Here is a 23,639-nt window from a genome sequence, read left to right as displayed (position 1 = left end):
GCCGCTCCCGAAACGGCTTTGCGAGCGCTCTCGGGCGGATCAGTCAACCTCACCCACTAGATAGCCATGGCAGAACACACACGCGAGGCTACGCCACCGCGCCTCGCCTCAGGAGTCGACGGTGTCGACGACATTCTCGGCGGCGGACTTACGCCACACCGGATGTACCTTATTGAGGGCGCACCTGGCGCTGGCAAAACGACGTTCGCTTTGCAGTTTTTACTCAAAGGCGCTGAAACGGGCGAAGCGGGTCTCTACGTTACTCTCTCTGAGACGAAGTCCGAACTCGTCGCTGTCGCGACCAGTCACGGATGGAACGTTGGTGAATTCACGATCATCGAACTGCTATCGGACGAGGGGCTGGATCCGCGCTACGAACAAACGGTTCTGCACCCGGCAGAAGTGGAATTAGGCGAAACGGTGAGGGATGTCATCGAAAAGGTGGACGAGTTCAAGCCGGCGCGCCTCGTGTTCGACAGTTTGTCCGAACTGCGGCTGCTATCGCAGAATCCGATGCGCTATCGAAGGCAGATTCTCGCTTTGAAACGTTACTTCGCCACGCGTGCTTGCACGGTCCTGCTTCTCGATGACAACAGTGCGGAGCCCGGCGATCTTCCACTGCACAGCATCGCGCACGGCGTAATCAGTCTGGATAACCTCACGCATGACTACGGAGGAGAGCGCCGCCGCTTGCGAATCGCGAAGATGCGTGGAATCAAGTTTCGCGAGGGATACCACGACATGACACTCGACACAGGTGGCATGAAGGTCTACCCGCGGCTGGTGGCCGCAGAGCATCACAGCATTTTCTCTGGCCAATTGCACAGTACAGGAACGGAGGGACTTGACGAGTTGCTTGGAGGAGGGCTAGTTCCCGGCACCAACTCACTGTTGATAGGTCCATCCGGCGTCGGCAAGACAACCACGGTCGTTTCGTGCCTTTTAGCCGCGCTGGAACGTGGTGAGCCGTGCGTCTACTACCTGTTTGACGAGACTCTCAACACGCTCTTGCAGCGCTGCGCGAAGCTTGGCATGGATCTGGGGCGGCATGTCGAGAGCGGGCTTTTGTCGCTGCGCCAGGTCGATCCTGCCGAGATATCGCCGGGAGAGTTTACAAGCGATGTGCGCCACCGCGTGGAGCAGGAAGGCGCGAAGTATGTAGCGATAGACAGTCTCAATGCATTTCTGCAAGCCATGCCCGGGGAGCGCTACCTGCTGCTTCAGATGCATGAGTTGCTTGGGTATCTCAATCAACGAGGCGTGGTCACGATGCTGGTTCTTGGGCAGCACGGAATCATCGGTGAAATCCAAAGCGATATTGACATCAGTTACCTCAGCGACGTCGTACTCCTATTCCGCTATTTCGAGCGCCAGGGCGAAGTCCTGACTGCCGTAACGGCCCTCAAGAGCAGGGCAAATGCGCATGAGCGCTCCATACGTCAGTTCCGGCTGAGCAACACCGGGCTAGATGTCGGGGAGGCGTTGCGGGACTTTGAAGGCATTCTGAGCGGCTTGCCGGCATACAAGGGTGGCACGGCCATGCTAGTGCCGCCATCTGCTGGTATCGACCCAGCACGACAGTAAGACCATGGAGCACCGGGTTCTGATATTAGCTCCGTTCGGCCGCGACGCTCATGTGATCGCGGACGTGTTGACGGCGGACGGCCGTGAATGCTTCGCGTGCGACGACTTAGGCGGGCTGGCGGCCGAGTTGGCGGACGGCGCAGGAACCGCTGTCATTACCGAGGAAGCGCTGCTGGTGGCCGACGCCGCCAATCTATTGAGCTGGCTCAGACGGCAACCCCTCTGGTCCGACTTTCCGATCATCGTACTCGCCGGAAAGCGGGTCGAGCGGCGCTCGGCACGAAGCCTGCAGGCGCTGGAAGAGCTTGGTAATGTTGTGGTGCTCGAGCGTCCGTTGAATTCGGAGACGCTGCGCCGAGCGGTCGCGTCGTCCCTTCGTGCACGAGCCAGGCAGTACGATTCTCGCGGGCACCTTGCCGAGTCGCATCAACATCTTTTGGAGCGAGCGAAGGCCCAAGAGGCGCTCGAGCGCCTAAACGATTCGCTCGAGACCCGCATTGCCGATAGGACCGAGGCACTCGCGTCCGCAAACGACCGCTTGATGAAGGAAATCCATGAGCGTGCAAAGGTCCAGGCGGTCCTGGTTCAATCACAAAAAATGGAAGCGCTCGGGCAATTGACAGGGGGCATTGCGCACGACTTTAACAATCTATTGAATGTCATCATGGCCAATGCCGATCTCATCGCGCGCATCAGCAGCGATGAACGAATCCGCAATATGGCCGCGACCACCAAGCGGGCAACCGAGCGTGGCGCGAAGCTCACGGGCCAGCTGCTCGCCTTTTCCCGCACCAGCAATCTCGATCTGAAAGCGGTCAACGTCATCGTTCTGCTTCAGGGCATGCGCGACATCATTTCCATTTCGCTGGGCTCGTCGATCAAATACTTAACCGCTTTCGAAGGCGACGAACTGTGGACTCGGGCCGATGCCAACCAACTCGAGTTGGCCATTCTCAACCTGGCGATCAATGCGCGAGACGCGATGCCCAACGGCGGTGACCTGACCATACGCACGGCAACGCGGCCGGCGCCGGACGCGACCTTCACATCGGAGCGTTATGTCGTGGTGGAGGTGAGTGATTCCGGTTCAGGGATCCCGGCGAGCGTGGTATCGCGGGTCTTCGATCCTTTCTTCACAACCAAACCTGTTGGAAAGGGCACAGGACTGGGCTTGAGCCAGGTATATGGAATCGCCCGACAGGCGGGCGGTACCGCTCGCATCGAAAGCGAAGAAGGAAAAGGGACGACCGTTCAGATATGGCTTCCACTGGGACCGAAGGACCTGTCTCCGATGAAGGCCGCGGCCGACCCGGAGCAGAGTGCGGCGACCGAGAAACATATTCTGGTTGTCGAGGACGACGAGGACGTACGCATCATGATCGTTGAATGCCTGAAGATGCTGGGTTATACGGTCACCAATGCCCCGGATGGTCCGAGCGGCCTGGGGCGGCTTGCAGATGATGATCCCGATCTGCTAATGGTCGACTTTGCCATGCCAGGCATGAACGGGATGGAGATGATAGCGCAGGCTCGAAAGCTGCGCGCCGATCTCCCGGTGATTCTCGCAACCGGTTACGCGGATGTCGATACGTCGAAGCTGGCCGATAAGGGCCTCACGATCTTGCGCAAGCCATTTCAGCTCGATGAACTCGCACGAATTGTCCGTCTGGGGCTCGGTAGCTGAGCGGCAGCAAGTCCGCGTCGGCGGCGGCATAGGGCGGCATGGCACTTCGCTCGTCGAAATGCGCAATGCCGGCGGGCACGCTTTGCGATCCGGCAAACCGAGCAGGCACCTATTTGGCATCTTTTGGAACAATCACAAAGAAGTATCCGACTCGGCCGCCCGAGAGGATATTGGCCGATCTCGTCAGGTGCGAGCCCGGGTCGGAAGGCAAATGGTTTGCTGCTGCCAGAGATGCTGGGCTTTTCGACTTGGCGGTGCCGCTGTCACGGAAAAGCCCCACCGATCCGAAACGCTCACAAGAGTGCACCGCACCCTAAAAGTTGGACACCGGTTCAACCTTTGGGGTGTTTTTCATGGCGAAGTACAGCGAGCAGTTGAAGCTGGTAAGGCAGTACGTTGCTGGGTATCTGGCACGCGCGCGCTCGCGCAACGGCACGGAGTAACTCGTACGGTATTGCGCCGCTGGATAGCGGCGTACGAGCAACAAAAACGGTGCCGGCGTCCGTGCTCGGCTATCCAATCACTTGGACGCCGCGCTTCGGGCGATCAGTCGTTACCGCGAAAAACGCTCGTTTCGGGCCACCGGCCGCCTGCGCTAGCAGAATTAATGGACGCACTAGCGCTTGAATGAACACCGCTAGCAAAATTAACGCTGTCCAACAGCGACCAGGGTTCACGCCAGCTTACTAAGTGGTTCAGTGGTCAACAAATTCAATTGCCAGATAGGTCACGACTTGAAAGATCACCTCGAATGAGATTCGTTGTATTGATCAAGCACAAGGGCCGACTGAGCGAGGGCGACCGCCGTGTCGCCATCGATGATCAACCCTTTGACGATGCCGCTGCGAAGCAACGCTATCGTGGCGCGGACCTTCTCGAGCCCGCCTGCGAGCAGCACGACATTCCGTCCGCGCAGTTCGTTCGTCTCGATCGCAACCGTCCGGTGGCTGAGCGGGTGGTTGATCTCGCGTCCATTGATATCGAACAACTTACCCAGCGAGTCGCAAACCGCGCCGCTTTCCTGGATGTTGCGTAATTCGTCGGCCGTCAAGATGTCCTGCGTTCTCAGGACCGAAGTCTCTTCAAGTTCGCCGACGCTGATCAGGTAAAGATCGGCGTTGCGCGCGAGTTGCATCGCGTCCTGCACGATGCGCTGCTCGAGAAAGACCTTGCGGTCCGCGAGCGAATCGGCGATGAACGGAACGGGCAGGAAATGCACTTCGCCACCCGTACGCGCCGCAAAAAACTGCACGACTTCGAAAGGGTTCGACGTCGAATTTCTTTTAAGCGAACCGAGCAGTGACACGAAGCGCGCCTGCGGATTTCGCACGCCCGCGAGTTGCATCGCGACTTGTTCGATCGTCCGTCCCCAGCTCACGCCCACCGTCACGGGCCCGTCCAACAGCTTGCCCTTCAGGAAACTCGCACCCGCAGCGCCGACCGCGCGCCGGCTGATCGCCGCACGGATGCGGTCCGCCTTGGGGTCCGACGGTCCATCGGCGAATCCCAATGTCGGCGTCGTCATGCAGAAGTCGAGGCCGAAGCAGCGAGCGATTGCTTGTTCGACTTCGATATCGCGCGCCGACTCGTGGTTGATCGTCACGTTGATCAGGCCGCGATCGCGAGCTTCCGAAAGCAGCCGGTTGACGCGGCTGCGATGCAGTCCGAGCCGCGAGGCGGTTTGCTCCTGATTTAGTCCGCCGACGTAGTACATCCAGGCCGCGCGGACGATGAGCGCGTCGTCGGACTCGTGAGCGAGATTCAGCTCGAGCAATTTAGGTGGTTTCCCTGTGTTCATAAACACCATCTTGACAAACCCCATCATGAAAATCAAACTCAGCACAAATGTCGCAATCGACGACAAATGTGCAAAAGCGAAATTGGAGACACCATGAGCTATGTGATTGGAGTCGATGGTGGGACGGAAAGCATTCGTGCGCGCGTGTTCGACCTGTCGGGCTCGTGCCTCGGCTCCGCCGCGCAGCCTTACGCCACACAGTTCTCGGCAGGCGCACGAGCCGAACAGAACCCCGAAGACTGGTGGACGGCGATGGGCACGGCGCTCAGGCAGGCCGTAGCTCAAGCCGGCATCGCGCCCGCCGACGTCGACGCGATCGCGCTCGCGACGACGAGTTGCAGCGTCGTCGCGCTCGACGGCGAAGGCTCGGCGCTGCGTCCGGCCATCATCTGGATGGACGTGCGCGCCGGAGCCGAAGCCGCCGACGTGCTCGCGACCGGCGATCCTGCTCTGGTCGTCAACGGCGCAGGGGAAGGTCCGGTGTCGGCGGAATGGATGATTCCGAAGGCGCTCTGGCTCGCGCGCCAGGAACCGGAGAACTACGAGCGCGCCGCGACCATCTGCGAGTATCAGGACTTCATGAACTTGCGCCTGACCGGGCGGCGCTGCGCGAGTCTCGACAACGCGTCGATCCGCTGGCACTACTCCACTGAGCGCGGCGGCTACCCGAAAAGCCTGCTCGCCGCGCTGAAGCTCGATTCGCTGCTGGAAAAATGGCCCGACGCCGTGGCCGCGCCGGGCGAAGTGATCGGCACGCTGACGCAACGCGCGGCGGAACATCTTCAATTACCGCAGAGCGTGAAGGTCGTGCAGGGCGGTGCAGACGCGCTGATCGGCATGATCGGCATCGGCGTTGCGAAGCCGGGGCAGGTCGCGCTGATCACCGGTTCCTCCCACCTGATGTTCGGCGTGTCCGACCGCCCGGCGGCCGCCAGGGGCCTGTGGGGCACCTACGCCGATGCCGTATATCCCAACCGGCACATCATCGAAGGCGGGCAGACGTCGACCGGCTCGATCGTCAACTGGCTCCGTCGCCTTGCGGGCGGCAACCTCAATCTCAACGCGATGAACGAAGAGGCCCGCAAGATCGCGCCGGGCTGCGACGGCCTGCTCTCGCTCGATCATTTCCAGGGCAACCGCACGCCGTATGTCGATGCGTCGTCGCGCGGCGCCTTCGTCGGCCTGACGCTCGCGCACGGCATGCCGCATCTCTTTCGCGCGACGATAGAAGGCATCTGTTTCGGCTCGCGTCTGATCTTCGAGCGCATGTCGCAGGCCGGCTTCCCGGCGAGCGAGATCACGATCGGCGGCGGCGTGGTCGCGTCGGAACTGTGGCTGCAACTTCATGCCGATATCGCCGGATTGCCGGTCAGCGTGCCGAAGGCGAGCGAAGCGCCGTCGCTTGGCGCGGCCATTCTCGCGGCGACGGGCGCCGGCCACTTCGCTTCGATCGACGAAGGCATCGCGGCAATGGTGAAACCCGGCCGCCGCATTGAGCCGCGTCAAGCCGAAGCGGCACAGTACGGCGAGATTTACGAAAGGTATCAGAAGCTCTATCCCGCGTTGCGGGGCTTTTGCGAGCGGCCGTCGGCCAGTGCGTGATCCGAAGACGCCGATCCGCTCATTTATCGAGAACCCTCAATCAGAGTCGAGACCATGCTTTCGCAATCCAAGCCTCCATTGCTAGACCTTTACCGCACGATGCGCCGCATCAGGACGTTCGAGGAGCATGTCGCCGAACTCTATGCGCGCGAACTGTCGGCCGGTTCGATGCTTCATCTTTCCATCGGCGAGGAGGGCGCGGCGGCCGGTGTCGTCGGCGCGTTGCAGCCGCAGGATAGTTTCACGACACACCATCGCGGCCACGGCATCTTCCTCGCGCGCGGCGCGGAGCCGGACCGGATGATGGCCGAGATCGGCGGCAAGGCGACGGGTTACTGCCGGGGCAAGGGCGGCTCAATGCATATCGCCGACATGGCGCTCGGCCATCTCGGCGCGAACGCGATCGTCGGCGGCGGCATCTCGCATGTCGTCGGCGCAGGACTGAGCTACAAGCTACTGAAGAAGAACGCGGTGTCGGTGGCGTTCTTCGGCGACGGCGCAATGCAGCAGGGCATCCTCTACGAGAGCATGAACATGGCGGCGCTGTGGGACCTGCCGGTGCTGTTCGTCTGCATCAACAACCAGTACGGCATGGGCACGCGGATCGACAAGGCGACGCGTTCCACCGCGTTCGACAAGCGCGCCGAGGCGTTCGGACTGCGCACCGGCATGGTCGATGGCGAGGACGTCGAGGACGTTCTGAAGGTGGCCGAAGACCTCGTGTCGGGCGCTCGCGCCGGCAAGCCCGGCTTCATGGCGATTTCGTGCTTCCGCTTCTTTGGCCACGGCCGCATGGACAAGAGTCCATACCGCAGCGCAGACGAGGAAGAGACCGGACGCAAGCGGGATCCGATCGTCCGCGCGCGCTCGACGCTGATCGAACGCAAGCTCGCGAGCGGCGAGCAGATCGACGCGCTCGACGCGGAAATCAGCCGCGAGATGAGCGCCGCGATCGACTTCACCGCGGACTCGGCCTCGCCTGCGCTCGACACGATGTTCGAGGACGTCTATGGCGTTGGCGAACCGAAACCGGAACCCGTACGCACGCGCCTCGAACGCGTGCTGGCAAGGAGCTGACACGATGAGCCTCACCCGGATCACCTATCGCGATGCGCTCCGGCAAGCCTTGCGCGACGCGATGCAGGCCGACGACACCATCGTCGTTATCGGCGAGGAAGTGGGCGTCTACGGCGGCGCATATGGCGTCACGAAAGACCTGATCAAGGAGTTCGGCGCCGAGCGGATGATCGACACGCCGATCAGCGAACCGGCTATCGTCGGCGCGGCCGTGGGCGCCGCGATGACCGGCCTGCGGCCCGTCGCGGAACTGATGTACGTGGACTTTCTCGGCATGACGATGGATCAGGTCGGCAACCAGGCCGCGAAGATCCGCTACATGTTCGGCGGCCAAATCGGTGTGCCGATGGTCTTGCGCACGCAAGGCGGCACCGGGCGCTCGGCAGGCGCGCAGCATTCGCAGAGTCTCGAAGCGCTCGTGATGCATACACCCGGCTTGCGTCTCGTGATGCCCGCCACGGCCTCCGACGCGTATCACCTGTTGCGTCACAGCCTGACCTTGCCCGATCCGGTCGTATTTATCGAGCACAAGGCGCTGTACGCGCGCAAGGAAGACGCGGACCTAACGGCGCCCATCGCGCCGTGGGGCAAAGCTGCGATCCGTCGCACCGGCGGCGACGTCACGCTCGTCACCTATTCGCGGATGGTGCATGTCGCGCTGGACGCCGCCGAGCAACTGGCGCAAAACGGCGTCGACGTGGAGGTGATCGATCTGCGAACGCTCAATCCGCTCGACATGGAGACGGTCGCGGCGTCGGTGAATCGAACGGGGCGCGCGGTCGTGGTCACGGAAGCGGCATCGACGTGCGGCGTCGCGTCGGAAATCGCGGCGCGCATCTCGGAGGAATGCTTCGACTTCCTCGAAGATCCGGTGCTGCGACTGGCCGGCGAAGACGTGCCGATTTCGGTGTCGCCGGCGCTCGAAAGCGCGAGCATTCCGACCACGCAACTGATCGTCGACATGATTTCCAGCATGGTGCCCGCATGAGCAAGACCCTGTTGCTGCCGCGCCTCGGCGAGACGATGGAGCAGGGGCGCGTGGTCGAGTGGTTCAAGAGGCCGGGCGACTCGTTCGTGCGGGGCGAGACCATCGTGGAAATTGAAACGGACAAGACCGTCGTCGAGATGCCCGCGCTCGCGGACGGCGTGCTGCGCCAAATTCTCGCGGACGTGGGCGAAGACGTCGATGTCGGCGCGCCGCTCGGCGAGTACGACGTGATCGGCGAGGAGGCCAACGCGGCGCCGGAGGAAGCGCCGGTTCCGGCGGCCGCCGTCGCGCAGACCGCGGCCGCCGCGTCCGAGGTTCGCGCGGCTGTTGTCCACCACGCCCGCGCCGACACGCTTCGCCTTCGCGCGACGCCCGCGGCCCGCCGCGCGGCGCGGCAGGGCGGCATCGCGCTCGACGGCATCGCCGGAACGGGACGGCGCGGGCGCATCGAACGGCAGGACGTGGAGGTGCGCGTGAACGGCGCCGGAGCCGCGAGCGCAGCGCCGGCTGAAGGCGTGCTCTACCGCAATCTGGCGCGCGGACGCGTCGCCTATCGCGAGTGGCGTCCGCAAAGCGCGGCGGGCGCGCCCCTCGTGCTGCTGCACGGTTTCTCAGGCGACGCCCAGGTGTGGTCCGCGCTCGCGAGCCAGTTGCAACGCCGCGGCAGGCACGTCATCGCGCCGGACTTGCCTTCGCATGGCGCAACGGACTTCGACTCCGCCGACGTCGCGAGCATGGCCGATGCGATGGCCGCGCTGATCGACGACCTCGGCATCGGCAGCTTCGAACTCGTCGGTCATTCGCTCGGTGCCGCGGTGGCCGCGAAGGTCGCCATGATCCTGAAGGCGAAGGTGCAGCGTCTGACGCTGATCGCGCCAGCCGGGCTCGGCACCGAAATCGACGACGACTTCATCGACGGCATGGCGCACGTCAAAAAGGGCGGCGGCCTCATGCATCTGCTGCGGCGGTCCGCGCTCAATCCGCCGCTGTTGTCCGCGCAGCAGCTAGACCAGATGGCGGACGCGATCCGCACACGCGGCGCGCTCGTCGCGCTCGCGGACAACCTCGTGAGCGGCGGCCGCCAGCAGATCGACATCCGCTCCGAACTGGCCGGGCTGAACGTGCCCGCCCGCGTGATCTGGGGGCTAGACGACCAGATCATCCCGTGGCATCACGCGAGCCGCGCAGGACCGGAGATTCCCGTGCACTTCATTCCCCAAGCGGGTCACATGCCGCATTGGGATCAACCGCAGAAGGTGGCGGCGCTCTTCGTATGACACGCACTCGAACTAGAAAACAGGAGACGTAACATGGAAGACAGCAACAGCCAGGAACCCGAGTTCTCCCGCCGCCGGATGCTCGGCATGGCGGCCGCGATCGGCGGCACGCAGTTCGCGCAGATGTTGTTCGGCTCGACGTCGGCGCAGGCGCAGACGCCGGCATCGTCGGCGGGTGGCGGCAAGCCGATGCGCATCGCGGTCGTCGCGCAGCAGATGTCTGCGCAATCCGACCAGCGATCGTGGGCCGGATTCCAGCAGTGGCTCAAGAAGGCGGGTCTCGACAAGACGTGGCAGATCAAGCAGACCGATGCGAAGGGCGATCCGGGACAGCTCGTCAGCCAGATCGAGGATGCGATCACCGCGAAGTCCGACGCGATTCTCGTACTGTACGGCACGCTCACGGCGGCGAAGAGCGCGCTCGATCACCTCACTGCTTCGAAGATTCCGTTCTTCAGCCTCGACTCGGGCTGGCAGGCGCCCGCCATCGCGGACATCACGAGCAATAACTACGCGATGAGCGCGCAGACCTCTCAGTTCATGATCGACACGCTTCTGGCGCAGGGCAAGACCAAGGCCAACATGTGCGCAGTGATCGCGAACTTCCACCACGGCACCCGCAAGCGCGGCAAGGTGATGAAGACGGCGTTGACGGAAAACGAGTGGATCACGATGAAGAACGAGCGGGTCATCCAGTACTCGGGCTTCTACGAGGCCACGCAGAACACCGTGAACGACTGGCTGACGACCTACGGCAAGGATCTCGACGTGATCTGGTGTCCGTGGGACGAGCCTGCGATGGCTGCAGCCGAAGTCGTCGCGTCGCGCGGCATGCAGGACAAGATCATGGTGATCGGCCACGATGGGCATCCGACGGCGCTCGACCGCATGCGCAAACCGAACTATCCACTGGTCTGCACGACGGCGCAGGCGTTCGAAGTGTGGGGCGCCTACACCGGCTGGCTCATCAACGAGATCGTGGCGAAGGGCGGCGATGCAAAGAAGCTCGTGCCCGTGCCGACTGTCGAATTCCCTGCGCCGCTGCTCGTGCGCGGCGTGAACATCCCGGCGCCGGGTGAGCCGACCTATAACGCAAAAGACCTGTACTACATTTATCGCGATCGCGCCGTGGCCGGCATGTAGTGTGCGACGGGCCGGCGCGATGCTCGCGCCGGCCCGTCGTGTCAGGAGACAGACACATGAATGACACTCTGGCAAAGGGCACGCCTCGCCTGTCCGCGCGCGGCGTGGCGAAGAGCTTCCACGGCAACCCGGCGCTGCGCAGCGTCGATCTCGACCTGTGGGGCGGTGAAATGCTCGCGCTCGTCGGTGCCAATGGCGCGGGAAAATCGACGCTCGTCAAGATCATCTGCGGCGCGCAACAGGCTGACGCTGGCACGCTGTCGATCGACGGCAAGCCGGTATCGATGCGCAGCGTCGGCGATGCGCTCGCTTCAGGGATCGCGGTCGCGCACCAGCAGATCGCCGTGATTTCGACGCTGACCGCAGCTGAAAACATCATGCTCGGACGCGAGCCGCTCTCAGGCGGACTGATCCGTTCGCGCGCGCTACGGGCCGAAGCGAGCCGCTTCGCACAGCGCTTTGGCATCGACATCGATCTCGATACCGAATGCGGCGACCTGACGCTCGGCGAAAACAAGATTCTCGACATCCTGAAGGCACTGGTGAGCGAGCCCGCGATCCTGATCCTCGACGAACCCACGGCCTCGCTCACGCTCAACGAAAGCCGCAAGCTCTTTAGTTTCCTGCGCGATCTGAAGTCGCACGGGCTGTCGATCCTGTTCATTTCGCATCATCTGAACGAGATCTTCGAGCAATGCGACCGCGTCGCCGTGCTCAAGGACGGCGAGAAGGTGCACGACGGCCTCGTCACCGATACGACGCTGCAGGAAGTCGTGCATCTGATGGTCGGGCGCAGGATCGAGGATCAGCATTGGGCGTCGTCTGCTTCCTACGATGCCGTCGCGACGCGCATTCATAACGCGCGCATCGGCCATCTGGAGGTGCCGAATCTCGTCGTGCACGCGGGCGAGATCGTCGGCATCGCGGGCGTGATGGGGGCGGGACAGACGGGCGTGCTGGAAGCGCTCGCCGGCTCGGTGAGCGCGAAGGTCGAAGGCGACTGCGTCGTTAACGGCGAGCGGGGGTTTCCGCGCGACGTCGCCGAAGCGATCGATCGCGGCGTGTATCTCGTTGCCGATGAACGCTTGCGCAAGGCGCTGTTTCCCGGACTGACGGTCGAGGAGAACCTGATGACGGGCGCGCTCGGCCAGACAAGCCGCAGTGGCTTCATGCAGCAGACGCTGACGCGCACTCTCGCGCACGATGCCGTCGCGCAGCTCGGTATCAAGTGCAGCGGTATCGGCCAGGACGTTTTGCAGCTTTCCGGCGGCAATCAGCAGAAGGTCGCGTTCGGACGCTGGCTGATCCGCATGGGACGAAGCGACGCCGGGAGGAAACCGCTGCTGCTGCTCGACAATCCGACCGAAGGCGTCGATGTCGGCAGCAAGGCGGAGATCTACGCGCTGATTCACGAACTGGTCAAGGCGGGCGCGAGCGTGCTGATCGCGAGCGCCGAGTTCGAGGAAATGTTGAAGCTATGCGATCGCATCTACTGCATCGCCGATGGCGTGGTGGGCGAATGTCTCGACCGCACCGAATTTTCTGAAGCAAGACTTTTGCTCGAGGTGAACTGAAATGAAAGGACAGACCTTGGCCGCTAAAAGACCCGACGAAACCGTCGCGCACGCGCAGCGCTCTATCGACTTCAGTCAGCTCGCGAGCCGGTGGGGCACGGTCGCGGCCGCCGTGATCATTTTCATTGCGTTCGCGCTCGGCACGGATCGCTTCGTCTCGCTCGACAACATCAGCAACGTGCTGGTGCAAATCTCCGTGCTGATGGTCATCTCGTCCGGGCTAACCGTGGCCGTCGCGAGTGGCGAATTCGATCTTTCGATCGGACAGGCCGCGAGTCTTGCAGGCGTGCTTGTTGCCGGTATGTTGGTGCTGGCGCATCAGTCGGTGCCGGTTGCGATCGCGGTCGCGTTGTTATCCGGCGTCGCAATAGGACTGATCAATGGCCTGCTCGTGACCGTGCTGCGCATCCCCTCGCTGATCGCGACGTTGGCAATGGGGCCGATCGCTCTCGGCGTGAATTACGCCTACACCGGCGGCGACTCGATCTACGCGACCATGCCTGACAGCTTCTACGCGATCGCCAAAGGCACCGTGTTCGGCGTGGTACCGATGCCGATCGTCATCGCGCTCGTGACGGTGTTCGTCTTCTACGTGCTGCTGAACCGCACGCGTCTCGGGCGTAGCGTCATTGCGACGGGCGCGAACATTCAGGCGGCGCGCCTGTCGGGCATCAAGGTGAACCGCGCGCGCGTCACGGCGCTGGTGCTCTCGGCCGCGGGCGCCGCGCTCGGCGGCGTGATGCTGACTGCGCGACTCGGCACCGGCCAGTCCGGCGCGGGCGACGCCTACCTCATGGACAGCCTGACCGCCGTGTTCCTCGGCATGACCGCGTTCAAGCCCGGCCGCGCGACGATTCAAGGCACGCTCGTCGGCGTGGTGATCATCGGCATGCTCGACAACGGCCTGAATCTGATCGGCGCCCCGTTTTATCTCCAGAACATCGTGCGTGGCGTCGTGATGGTCGCGGCCGTCGGCCTGGCGGTCCTGCGCGGCGAGATTCGCTTCTTCCGCTGAACGCGCGGCAGACGCGATCGAAGACACAATCAGTCAGGAGACGAGGACATCATGGTCAAATCATCGAACGGACGCATCGCGCTCGTCACGGGCGCAAGCAGGGGCATTGGAAGGGCGCTCGCACTGGGGCTGGCGGACGACGGCTTCGACGTCGTCGTCAACGACATCGAGCGGCAGCGGGATCTGCTGGAGGGCGTTGCGGAGGAGATTCGCGGCAAGTCGCGACGAGCGTTCGCGCTGTCGGCCGACGTCAGCAACAAGCAGCAGGTAACCGATATGGTCGCGGCAGCGATCGCACGGGCCGGGCAGATCGACGCCGTCGTGAACAACGCGGGCATCCTGATCGCGCGCTCGGTCGACGAGCTCGACGAAAGCGAGTGGGACGCGGTCCTCGACGTCAACGCGAAAGGCACGTTTCTGGTGACGCAGGCTTTGTTGCCGCACATGAAGGCGAGGCGCTACGGACGCATCGTGAATATTGCGTCGATCGGCGGCAAGCATGGCGCGCCTTTGCAGGCGCACTATTCTGCATCGAAAGCGGCCGTCATGGGCTTCACGCGCGTGCTCGCGCAGGAAGTCGGTCCGTTCGGCATCACGGCGAACGCGGTCTGCCCGGGCATCATTGTGACCGACATGGGGCGCACCAATCTCGAAGATCCGGCCATCGCGCAGAAGTGGATCGACAAGACCGCGCTCGCGCGGCTCGGGCAGCCCGAGGATGTCGCCGGGCCCGTGTGCTTCTTCGCCTCGGACGCGTCGGCCTTCGTCACGGGTCAGACACTCAACGTCTGCGGTGGGATCGTGTTGAGCTAACTCCTTTCCTGAGCAGAGCGTTCCATGTATCTCGATAAATTCAGCCTCGAAGGCAAGCGGGCGGTGGTGACGGGCGCGGCGCGCGGCATCGGCTACGCAACGGCGCACGCGCTCGCCGAGGCCGGCGCGCAAGTCGTGTTGACCGACCTCGACCCCGATGCGCTCGGAGCTGCCCTCGGTTCGCTATCGGACCTCGGTTTCACTGCTCATGGCGTGCGTTTCGACGTAACCGACCCGGCGGCGCCGCAACGCGTCCACGATGACATCGCAACTCGATTCGGCGCGGTCGACATTCTCGTCAACAACGCAGGCATCGCGATCTCAAATGTGCCGGCCGAGACGATGTCGGACGCGGTGTGGAACAAGGTGCTCGACGTGAACCTGAACGGCCTGTTCCGATGCTGCCGCTCGTTCGGTAAATCGATGCTCGAGCGAGGTAGCGGCTCGATCGTAAACGTCGGGTCGATGGCCGGATTCATCGCGACGCGGCCGCAGGAGCAAGTGAACTACAACGCGTCGAAGGCGGCTGTGCATCATTTGACGCGCTCGCTCGCGGTCGAATGGGCGTCGCGGGGCGTCCGGGTGAACGCCGTCGCGCCGACTTACATCGATACCGATCTGGTCAGAAAGGTTTCGATGGATCCGAACTTGCGGCAGTACTGGGTCGGCGGCACGCCGATGGGGCGTCTGGGACGCCCGGACGAAATCGCATCCGTCGTTCTTTTCCTCGCGAGCGACGCTGCGAGCCTCATGACGGGATCGATAGTGGTCGCGGACGGCGGGTATATCTGCTGGTGAAGGACAAGTCGTCGGGCTGCGACCGTGGATTTTTTTCTGTAGGGGTCGAGAAGCGCGCTGTCTCAGGCATGGGCATCGACCCGCAACTCCTGAGCAATCGGGAGAAGACTTGTAGCGACCACAGAGACACCGTTGTCCGTGGTCGCCAAAAAGCCAAGTAGGAGGATGAGATCATCTTGTGGATCAGCATGTCGCAGTTTTCGGGGTACTGCACGCGGAAAGATCTCAAATTTAAGGTACAGATGGAATCCCCCGGTTTTCGAACTTTGCCAGTTCCTAATCCGTTTGGGAGTAGGCCGGCAAACCCCGTCCCGCCGCGAAACGCGTAACCAACTCATCGGCCCGAGTCGAACCCCGCCAATCTGACTCTGGAGGCGAAAAATAGTGTCGTCCGTCGCTGCGGAGGTTGCAAAAGACGATTCAATGATTCAAGGTACGGCCGCAACCTCCTCATCAGTAGTACTGCTCCAGTGACGAATGTCAACTCACGCGACGAAGGCTCTGGCAGAAAGAGCGGCTGCGGTCTGACAGCGACTATCGGGAAAATCAGCCTCGAATCGAGCGAGTGCCGATTGGCGAGCGCGAAATCCTTTTATTGGAAGTCTGCGCGAGGTGGTGGCTCAGTTGTTCAGCAGCTTGAGCTGGCTGGTGCCGATTATCAAAGGGGCGGCCGCCGACTCAATGTATGACGCACCTCCGTTCAGAGATTTATCGCGTGCTGGTCAGCAATTGCATGTATTCTCTCATCCGCTGCTGGTCTGGGGCTATGCCCGTGAACAGGCGAAACTGCTCAGCTGCCTGGGAAAAGAACATGCCTTTACCGTTATTTGTCCGGGCTCCCAGTAGACGAGCGGCTTTAAGAAGTTCCGTCTCGGCTGGCGAGTAGATAAGTCGGTGACCCACAGGTCGGGGCGTAGCAAATGCATCGGAAGCGGGCAACCGGGATGCGCATCCATACCGATGGGTGTCGCATTGACGAGCCCGTCCGCGCCAGCCACGGCCTCGGCCAAATTGTCGACGACGCCGATTCGGTCAGCGCCATAAATCGCGGCGAGACTGTCGACCACGGGCTTCGCCTTATCCTGATTCCGGACCCACAGGTTCACGCGGCCGACCCCGCAGGTGAGCAGTGCGTGAGCGACCGCCTTGCCCGCGCCGCCTGCGCCAAGTTGGACAACCCGGTCAGCCTTGACGCCCGCGATGTCGCGCCGGAACGAATCTGCAAAGCCGAACCAGTCCGTGTTGTGACCGATCGATCTGCCGCCTTCAAGAACGACGGTATTGACCGCGCCCAGTAACCGCGCGTCACTGGACAATTCGGAGAGGTGCGGAAGAATGGCCTCCTTGCAGGGATGCGTCACTGCAAAGCCGCTGAAGCCCAACCGCCCTCCGGCCTGAAGAAGAGCAGGCAGAGCGTCATTGCTCAAGCCGAGCGCGGTCAGATCGACTAGACGATAGATGTACCGCAATCCGCACTCTTCGCCTTCCTGCATGTGAATTTGCGGCGCTTTTTGAAAACTGCAGATTCGTGCCGATCAAGCCGATCAGGATCGCGGGCTTAGGTTCAGACATGGTTCGCTCCACTGCAATTAGATTGACTGGGTGCGAAGTCGGCCCGTTCGACCGGCGCAACGGCCTTTAAAAGAGCAACTGAGCGGCGCACTCCTTCGATTCGCGACATCAGCACGTCTTCATGCTCGATGGACAGCCATCCGTCGTAGCCGTTCATGCGCAAGCGTTAGCAGAAGTCTTTCCACCACGCTTCCGGGCGACCGTAGCCGAGCGTGATATAGCTCCACGCGCGCGCTGCGATGTCTTCGAGCGGACCGTTCTCGAGCAAACCCGTGGTGGCGCACCGGGTCGGATTGATACTCGTATCTTTAACGTGTACGTGATAGATTGCCTCGCCGAGCGCATCGACAGCGGCGATCGGATCCGCACCCATCCTCATGAGGTGACTTGGATCGAGGTTCGCGCCGACGACGGGGCCCACTGCCGCTCGAAGCTTCAAAAGCGAGGGTACGTTGTAGACGATTTGATTGCCGTGCAGCTCGAGGCACAGCCGCGTTATCCCGTGATCCGATGCGAACCTCACGAGCGACGTCCAGTACGGCAACAGGACTTCGTTCCATTGCCAAGTGAGTATCTGCTGCGTTTCTGGCGGCCAGGAAGACACGATCCAGTTCGGCATGCGGTCTCCTGGCGCGCCACCAGGCAGGCCCGACATCAGACACACCTTGTCGAGGCCCAGCTCGGCGGCGAGCCGGATCGTGTCGCGGACCACGGCTGACAGTCTTTCTCCGTCCGTCGGATGGAGCGGATTTCCATTGGCATTCAGGGCGATCAGGGAAAGCCCGCGTTTTTCGGACGCATCGAGAAATGCGCGTCGTTCTCCACTGCTCGCGAGCAATGCCGCGAGATCGATATGAGGCGCCGACGACCAGTTGCCGGTGTTGATTTCGACGCCGTCTATTCCCATCTCCTGGGCTGCCTGGAGCATATCGTTCAACGAGAGGTGGGACAGACTGTCGGAAACGAGTCCGATCTTCATTTGTTACCTTTTAGAAGGGCAAATCCGTCGACGAGACCATCGTGCTCGGCCCCGCTCACGCCGCCCAGTTCTCGTGCGCGACAGTCGAGCGAAGGAAGAACGTAAAGCGTTCATTAAACGGCCCCTATGAAAGCGTAACGACCCGACCCGTTGCTGCAGCCTCCTTCACGGCAAGGGTCGCCGCGAGCGTCTTGGCCGCGCCGCGCGCGTCGAGCAGCGGTTTCGCAGTCCCGCGAATGACATCGCAGAAGTGCTGCATCTGATTCGTGAGCGGGTCGCTGGTCGACTGCAACGTGAATGGATCCTGCTCGGGTATTGCGGGCGTGGCGTGATGTGGATGAGCGGTTTCTTCCTTTCGCAACTGCCCGGGAGTCAGCCATTGTTCGGAATACGACGCATAAGCGCAGGTGGTCGCGAACCCGAGCAGAATGCCGGGAATCAGGGCTGCTGTAAAACGACGCAATTGCAATTTCATGCTGCTGATGTAAGGTTCAATAAGTCGAAGGTGAAGCGGCCCTTGTCGGGTAGATGCGTTCCAAACCGGACCAGTCCTATCCCATCCTGGGATGGCAAGTCATAATGAAGCTCACCAGGAGACCCGGTTTCGGCCTCTCGTCTATCTCGATTTCGACTGCACGCAGGCGCGGTTCAAGTTTCAGCAGGGTGTTCTCCATTTGGTTGCGCAGATCGTGGAGGGGGTCATCAATACAGTGCATTTCATCGAGCCTGATGCCGAGTTTTCTAGCTCGCTAAAAGCCGATTCGCTCCAACAGATGGCAGTACTATAAGTAATGCAAAACATTGCTCTTAACTTTCCAACCGCACAGCTCAATTCCGTCTGTGTCTGTTAAATTACGCCTGATGGAACAGGAGCGTTTGCGCCGAGTCACGCATGGCAATGGACAATTTGAGCAGTTTCTTAGCAGCCAGGCTCATTTATCGTGTCCGCCCGACCAACCCATTTTTGATATGGACATGGCGCTCAGCTTGCCCCATCTTTAACCTCAACGACGTCGTTCATTTTGACAAATTCCCGGTACGTCTGGCGTGTAAAAATTTGTCAGATGTGACGGCGCGCCATCGAGACAAAGCCAAATCTGGTGTACGGGGAAGTCGGGGCTGAAGGTTACCTATATGCCATTGCTTAGTATTGACCCGGCGCTTTCCTCGCTGGGAAGGAAGGCGCAATGCCTGCTAGGCACGCAGGTCGAACAGTTCGGAATCGCATGCGAAGCCAAACGCGCGCAGCTCGCTCACTTCCGGGCGCACGCAACAGCCGCCTCTACGCGATCCGCTTCATAAACGCCGGGAGAGCCGGCTCGGGTAAAACCGCCAGTACCTTTAACCGCTGAAGCGTTCTCTTTCTGCCCGCCTGAAGGTGCGCGTTGAGTGCGATCGCTGCAGCTTCAAAACCGCCGCCGCGCAAGTGGTCGAGCACCACGCGATGTTCCATCAACGTGCCGACCTCGGGTTGGATATCGAATGCCTGAAAAAATGCATGATTCACGGTCAGCGGCATGAGCGCACGGCCGATTGTCTCGAGCAGTTTCCGATTGGGTGCATAACGCAGGCACTCGACATGCAGCGTCGTTTCGATCCGTGCGAGTGCGTCCGCATTTATCGAAGCGGGGCAATCGATCGCTCGCTCGATTTCAGCAAGCGCCGCCTCAAGCGTGCTCTCCGGCAGATGGGGCGCACTGGTCCGAAGCGCTGCCGGCTCGAGAAGCGCGCGAAGCTCGTAGTCCTCGGCGACGGCCCGGGCAGTGAGCGGTCCGCAAAGCCAGTGCGAGTAAGCCGATTTTTCCACCAGTCCGAGGTCGCGCAACCGTCCGAGCGCCTCGCGGACCACGCCGCGGCTGCACCCGAAGACCTCGGCCGCCTCGGTCTCGTCGATACGGAAATGGCCGAACACGATACCGTTCGACACCGCGTCTTCCAGCGCGTGGTAAATGCGCTCGCTCGTCGAGCGCAGATCGAGCGGCGCAGGCGCGGTATCGAAGCCGAGAACCGCATCCGAGAGCGGCGTGCGAACCGGCGCGTGTGTGCGGCCACCGGGTGCGGCGGCCAGATAGCCGCGACCTTCGAACGTGTGCAGCAATCCCGCCTCGTGCAGCATTTCGAATGCCTTGCGCACCGGCACGCGGCTTGTGCCGAAAACGCGCGCGACGGGTCCTTCGAGGAGCACGAGGCCAGGCACGATTCGTCCGCGCTCGATCGCGGTCTTCAACTGCTCGTAGATCAGGCGGTAACGCAGCCGTGTTTCGGTTTCGGCCGCGGCGTCGTTCGTTGCGCCGGTCGAGGCCAGGAACATTGAATCGGTTGCGCTTGCGCGTCTTGTCATCGTCGAATTTGAGGGCGTGTCAGGCGCGCATGAACTCGGCCCAGCGCCGCACCAGATAGTTGTGCTCGTCCATCACGGAGTCCCAGACCGCGACATGGCCCATGCGCGCGACATAGCTGCCGCCGTTGCGACGCTGTCCCGCGGCGATCAGATGCTTGCTGGTCGGTCCGGGTAGCTCGGCTGTGGCCGGCTTGCCATCGTACCAGTAAGTCCATTCGGCGTCGCTCAGGTGCGCGCGCGATCGCTCCTGGTTCGAGATGTAAAGACCCTGTCGCGCCATCGACGCGCCGGGCCAGCCATCGAGCCACCAGTTCAGGTAGGCATAGGCGGCTCCGAGCGCTCGTCCGTTGGTCGCGCGCGAGAGCGACATGCCGCCGAACCAGGCGCGATAGCCTTCGCGCGGACTCGCGAGCTTGAACCGCAGCCCGGCTTTCTCCAGTTCCACAGTGGCCGGCGCCCAGATGCTCTGAATCACGACCTTCTTCGAAATCATCAGTTGCGCGGCTTCGGCGAAACTCGACCAGAAGCCGGCGAAGTGGCCGCGCCGCTTGTACTCGATCAGCGTCGCGATGAGCGCGTCGATTTCCTCGATGCTCAGGTTGCCGATGTCCGCAAATCGCATGAGGCCGCAGGCTTGCACGGCGAGCGCGGCGTCGATCGCTCCAATCGCGGCGTCGGCCTGCAGGGCGACGCGGCCCGAAAGCTCCGGCGCGAGCAGCCACGCCCAGCTTTCGCCGCTGTCGACGAGTGCGGCCGGCACGGCGTCCTCGACATACGCAAAGCTGTCGGCGTTGTGCGTGACCGGCAACATGCTGATATGGTCCGACACCGCGCGTCCGAGCGAGTGGTCCGCCTGCACGTAGAGCCGGTCGACGGGAATGCTCCCGGCGCCTTTGCATGCCCGGCGCGCGAGACGCCCGTTGCGCGGCAGCGAACCGATTTCTTCCCAGCGCTCGATGCGGCTCACATCGATGGGTTGCAGCGCGCGCGCCGGCCACAGGCAGTCGATGCTGTGAAACCACTGATCGTAGACGTCGTAGCGATCCGGGTGCATCACGCCATTGCGCTGTACGGCCGAGCCATCTTCGACGATGAATGTCAGCTTGATGCCGAGATCGCGTTCCGCCTGCTTGCGGATGTGCTCTTGCAGCGTGACCGAAGTGCCGAGCACGCGCAACTCCACCTTGGAACGGTGCACGGACGGTGCAGGGTTGGGCGCGGCTTTCAATGGTGGAGTCTAGCCAACGGCGTCTTCAAGTGCGGTGCAAAAAGACCGGTACGATGCTTCGATCCGGTCTGCGGCGAGTCCATCGGTGATGAAGACGAGTTTCGATTCACGGGCGTCATCGGGCCACGCATCCAGATGAAGGATCGGATGAACGAGATGCTGGACGGCATGCAGGACGGCCGGCTGATCGGAACCGTCGATCGCGAGCAATCCCTTGACGCGCAAAATCTTATCACCGTGCCGGTTCAGCAACATGGAAAACCAGAGCGTGAAAGCCTGCCAGTCGATAGGCTCGTCGATCCCGATGCAGGCGGCGGTGATGGACGCGCTGTCGTCGCGAGCGCTGGCTGCGCGGTGCGCGAGGCCCTTGTCGCCGAGACCGCTTCCGATGCCATGTGCAAGCCCGCTCGACGCGCCGATTCTCGTGATGAGCGCTTGCGCACTGGCGGGGGCAAAGAGCAGGTCGCCGAGGGCATGCGCGTGTGCTTCGCGCGCGACGATCCGCGCTGCCGGATTGAGCGAGCCGAGCGCCGCTTTCAGTTCGTCGATGACCGAAGCAGTAACGAGATCGGCCTTGCTGATCAGAATGCGGTCCGCGGCCGTGACCTGCGCGAGCCACTCCGGGTGACGCGAGCGCTGACCGGCGGCATGGAGGGCGTCGACCACGGTGACGGTCGCATTCAGCACGTAGTGGCTGCGGATGACCGGGTCGGCGAGCAGCGTCGCGATGATTGGCGCCGGAGTCGCAAGGCCGGTGGTTTCCAGCACGACGCGGGTGAACGGCGGCACTTCGCCGCGCGCGCGCCGGGAAAACAGCGCGGCGAGCGCGTCTTTCAGTTCGCCACGGATCGAGCAGCAGACGCAGCCGTTGTCGAGGAGCACGGTCTGCGCGTCGATTTCGCCCATCAGAAGATGATCGAGCCCGACGGCGCCGAACTCGTTCACGAGCACGGCGGTATCGCGCGCGGCGTCGCCGTGCAGCGCGTCAGCGAGCAGCGTGGACTTACCGCTGCCGAGAAAGCCCGTCACGAGCGTGACGGGAACGACATCGTAGGCCAGGCTCATGCGCGCGGCTCCGTCGACTTGTGTGTCGCGTCGAACATGACGAGCGGATCGAGAGGACGGCCGAGCATTTTCTCCGCGGTTTTCCAGACCTTAGAAAAATCATCGACGAGTTCGCTTGCGCCCGTCGGCGACGACAGCACGAACGACTGCCCGTGAAAGTCGTCGAGCCGCAGGCGCAGCGGGATCAGAATCCGGTTGGCGAGCGCCGCCTGCACAAGGCGCTGACGCCGCGCGTTGGCGCCGCGCGCGGGCGCGGTCGCGTTCGACCAGTGATTGCCGCCGCCGAGCAGGCCGCACATGCCGCACATGATGAGGGTCTCCTTCGGGGAATCGCGTAATCAGGGCATCACGTCGCCGGAATTCGGCCCGAGCGTCTGGCCGACGAACAGATTACCACCCGGGTCCGACGCGAGCAGCACGGCGGCAGGCGCGACTTCCTCGGGGCGGCCGAAGCGGCGCAGCGGCAACTCGGCCGACTTGGCCTGCTTCCACGCCGCGCTGATGCCATCGACGAGCGCGGTCTCGATCGGACCCGGCGCAATTGCGTTGACGAGCACGTTGTCCGGTGCGACTTCGAGCGCGAGCGACTTGGTGAAACCAATGACGCCAGCCTTGGCCGCCGAGTAGTGGCACAACTCGGCGCCGCCCTTGATACCGAGCTGCGATGCCACGTTGATGACGCGCCCCCAATTCTGCGCGATCATCGACGGCAGCGCGCGGCGCGTACACAGGAACACGCTGCGCAGATCGACACGCATCATCTCGTCCCACATCGGCGTCGTGAGGTCGGTGCAACGCGCCTGCGTCAGCATGCCCGCGTTGTTGACGAGAATATCGATGCCGCCGAATGCTTCGATACAGGTATCGACGATGCGCGCAGTGTCGGCTTCGACGCCCACATCGGCGTGCACGGTCTCGACCGCCACGCCGAGCGCGCGGCAGGCTTCGGCGCGTTGTGCGAGGCGCCCGGCGTCGCGGTCGGCGAGCACCAGACGCGCGCCCGCCGCGGCGTAGGCCATCGCGATCGCCGCGCCGATGCCGCTTGCGGCACCCGTCACGACCGCGCGGCGGCCGTCGAGCGAAAAGGATGCAGTCATGGCG

General features: G+C 62.7%; 22 protein-coding genes and 1 pseudogene. 12 read left to right on the top strand and 11 right to left on the bottom strand.

Features of this window, described 5'->3' with window-relative positions; all coding sequences use genetic code 11:
* The first annotated feature begins 66 nt into the window (after positions 1–66).
* The 3 genes and pseudogenes from AWB66_RS24730 to AWB66_RS35115 form a co-directional block, all read left to right on the top strand.
* On the top strand, positions 67–1,584 hold the full coding sequence (locus AWB66_RS24730) for an ATPase domain-containing protein (protein ID WP_087632721.1): 1,518 nt from the start codon (positions 67–69) through the stop codon (positions 1,582–1,584).
* Between the two features lie 4 nt (positions 1,585–1,588).
* The gene (locus AWB66_RS24725) at positions 1,589–3,268 is read left to right on the top strand and encodes an ATP-binding protein (RefSeq protein ID WP_087632720.1); all 1,680 of its coding nucleotides are present in this window, start codon (positions 1,589–1,591) and stop codon (positions 3,266–3,268) included.
* Between the two features lie 92 nt (positions 3,269–3,360).
* Positions 3,361–3,558: pseudogene (locus tag AWB66_RS35115) on the top strand (hypothetical protein); the annotation flags it as partial.
* Between the two features lie 452 nt (positions 3,559–4,010).
* On the opposite strand, the gene AWB66_RS24715 reads toward AWB66_RS35115, so the two are convergent.
* On the bottom strand, positions 4,011–5,132 hold the full coding sequence (locus AWB66_RS24715; RefSeq protein ID WP_200819058.1) for a sugar-binding transcriptional regulator: 1,122 nt from the start codon (positions 5,130–5,132) through the stop codon (positions 4,011–4,013).
* Positions 5,133–5,159: 27 nt separating this feature from the next.
* Between AWB66_RS24715 and AWB66_RS24710 the strand changes: the two genes are divergently transcribed.
* Genes AWB66_RS24710 through AWB66_RS24670 form a run of 9 tightly spaced genes read left to right on the top strand, consistent with a single transcriptional unit; the run spans position 5,160 to position 15,353 of the window.
* Positions 5,160–6,668 (top strand): FGGY-family carbohydrate kinase, encoded by a 1,509-nt coding sequence (locus tag AWB66_RS24710; protein ID WP_087632761.1) that lies wholly within the window; start codon positions 5,160–5,162, stop codon positions 6,666–6,668.
* 54 nt (positions 6,669–6,722) lie between these two features.
* Positions 6,723–7,745 (top strand): thiamine pyrophosphate-dependent dehydrogenase E1 component subunit alpha, encoded by a 1,023-nt coding sequence (locus AWB66_RS24705; RefSeq protein WP_200819057.1) that lies wholly within the window; start codon positions 6,723–6,725, stop codon positions 7,743–7,745.
* A 4-nt stretch (positions 7,746–7,749) separates the two neighbouring features.
* Positions 7,750–8,733, top strand: a complete 984-nt coding sequence (locus tag AWB66_RS24700) for an alpha-ketoacid dehydrogenase subunit beta (RefSeq protein WP_087632718.1) — start codon at positions 7,750–7,752, stop codon at positions 8,731–8,733.
* Positions 8,730–10,010, top strand: coding sequence for an acetoin dehydrogenase dihydrolipoyllysine-residue acetyltransferase subunit (locus tag AWB66_RS24695; RefSeq protein WP_087632717.1), 1,281 nt, complete (start codon positions 8,730–8,732; stop codon positions 10,008–10,010). The genes AWB66_RS24700 and AWB66_RS24695 overlap by 4 nt, the downstream gene beginning before the upstream one ends.
* Positions 10,011–10,043: 33 nt before the next feature.
* Positions 10,044–11,153, top strand: coding sequence for a sugar ABC transporter substrate-binding protein (locus tag AWB66_RS24690; protein WP_087632716.1), 1,110 nt, complete (start codon positions 10,044–10,046; stop codon positions 11,151–11,153).
* A 56-nt stretch (positions 11,154–11,209) separates the two neighbouring features.
* Positions 11,210–12,727, top strand: coding sequence for a sugar ABC transporter ATP-binding protein (locus AWB66_RS24685; protein ID WP_087632715.1), 1,518 nt, complete (start codon positions 11,210–11,212; stop codon positions 12,725–12,727).
* 16 nt (positions 12,728–12,743) lie between these two features.
* The gene (locus tag AWB66_RS24680) at positions 12,744–13,742 is read left to right on the top strand and encodes an ABC transporter permease (RefSeq protein WP_159462935.1); all 999 of its coding nucleotides are present in this window, start codon (positions 12,744–12,746) and stop codon (positions 13,740–13,742) included.
* A 51-nt stretch (positions 13,743–13,793) separates the two neighbouring features.
* A complete protein-coding gene (locus AWB66_RS24675; RefSeq protein WP_087632713.1) occupies positions 13,794–14,555 on the top strand; it encodes an SDR family NAD(P)-dependent oxidoreductase in 762 nt (253 codons plus the stop codon).
* Between the two features lie 24 nt (positions 14,556–14,579).
* Positions 14,580–15,353 carry an SDR family NAD(P)-dependent oxidoreductase gene (locus AWB66_RS24670; protein ID WP_087632712.1) on the top strand — a complete coding sequence of 258 codons (774 nt, stop codon included), beginning with the start codon at positions 14,580–14,582 and terminating at the stop codon, positions 15,351–15,353.
* Between the two features lie 708 nt (positions 15,354–16,061).
* Here AWB66_RS24670 and AWB66_RS34485 read toward each other — a convergent pair.
* The 10 genes from AWB66_RS34485 to AWB66_RS24625 all read right to left on the bottom strand — a co-directional run bounded on the left by AWB66_RS34485 (position 16,062) and on the right by AWB66_RS24625 (position 23,635).
* A complete protein-coding gene (locus tag AWB66_RS34485; RefSeq protein ID WP_235021221.1) occupies positions 16,062–16,166 on the bottom strand; it encodes a hypothetical protein in 105 nt (34 codons plus the stop codon).
* The gene (locus AWB66_RS24665) at positions 16,118–16,846 is read right to left on the bottom strand and encodes a shikimate dehydrogenase (RefSeq protein WP_235021220.1); all 729 of its coding nucleotides are present in this window, start codon (positions 16,844–16,846) and stop codon (positions 16,118–16,120) included. The genes AWB66_RS34485 and AWB66_RS24665 overlap by 49 nt, the downstream gene beginning before the upstream one ends.
* Positions 16,847–16,917: 71 nt before the next feature.
* A complete protein-coding gene (locus AWB66_RS34080; protein WP_200819056.1) occupies positions 16,918–17,082 on the bottom strand; it encodes a hypothetical protein in 165 nt (54 codons plus the stop codon).
* Between the two features lie 9 nt (positions 17,083–17,091).
* Positions 17,092–17,904: a sugar phosphate isomerase/epimerase family protein gene (locus AWB66_RS24660; RefSeq protein WP_200819055.1), complete on the bottom strand. Its 813-nt coding sequence runs from the start codon at positions 17,902–17,904 to the stop codon at positions 17,092–17,094.
* 124 nt (positions 17,905–18,028) lie between these two features.
* On the bottom strand, positions 18,029–18,379 hold the full coding sequence (locus AWB66_RS24655) for a hypothetical protein (RefSeq protein WP_087632711.1): 351 nt from the start codon (positions 18,377–18,379) through the stop codon (positions 18,029–18,031).
* 807 nt (positions 18,380–19,186) lie between these two features.
* The gene (locus AWB66_RS24645; RefSeq protein ID WP_087632710.1) at positions 19,187–20,215 is read right to left on the bottom strand and encodes a GntR family transcriptional regulator; all 1,029 of its coding nucleotides are present in this window, start codon (positions 20,213–20,215) and stop codon (positions 19,187–19,189) included.
* 49 nt (positions 20,216–20,264) lie between these two features.
* Positions 20,265–21,443: an ABC transporter substrate-binding protein gene (locus AWB66_RS24640; protein ID WP_200819054.1), complete on the bottom strand. Its 1,179-nt coding sequence runs from the start codon at positions 21,441–21,443 to the stop codon at positions 20,265–20,267.
* Positions 21,444–21,482: 39 nt separating this feature from the next.
* Positions 21,483–22,538 carry a CobW family GTP-binding protein gene (locus AWB66_RS24635; RefSeq protein WP_087632709.1) on the bottom strand — a complete coding sequence of 352 codons (1,056 nt, stop codon included), beginning with the start codon at positions 22,536–22,538 and terminating at the stop codon, positions 21,483–21,485.
* Positions 22,535–22,846, bottom strand: coding sequence for a hypothetical protein (locus AWB66_RS24630; RefSeq protein ID WP_087632708.1), 312 nt, complete (start codon positions 22,844–22,846; stop codon positions 22,535–22,537). Before AWB66_RS24630 ends, AWB66_RS24635 begins: the two co-directional genes overlap by 4 nt.
* 30 nt (positions 22,847–22,876) lie before the next feature.
* On the bottom strand, positions 22,877–23,635 hold the full coding sequence (locus AWB66_RS24625; RefSeq protein ID WP_087632707.1) for an SDR family NAD(P)-dependent oxidoreductase: 759 nt from the start codon (positions 23,633–23,635) through the stop codon (positions 22,877–22,879).
* Positions 23,636–23,639 lie beyond the last annotated feature (4 nt).

Source organism: Caballeronia telluris (assembly GCF_001544495.1).
Taxonomy (GTDB): domain Bacteria; phylum Pseudomonadota; class Gammaproteobacteria; order Burkholderiales; family Burkholderiaceae; genus Caballeronia; species Caballeronia telluris.
Note: the sequence above shows the minus strand (reverse complement) of the source record. Positions and strands in the feature narration are given on the sequence as shown.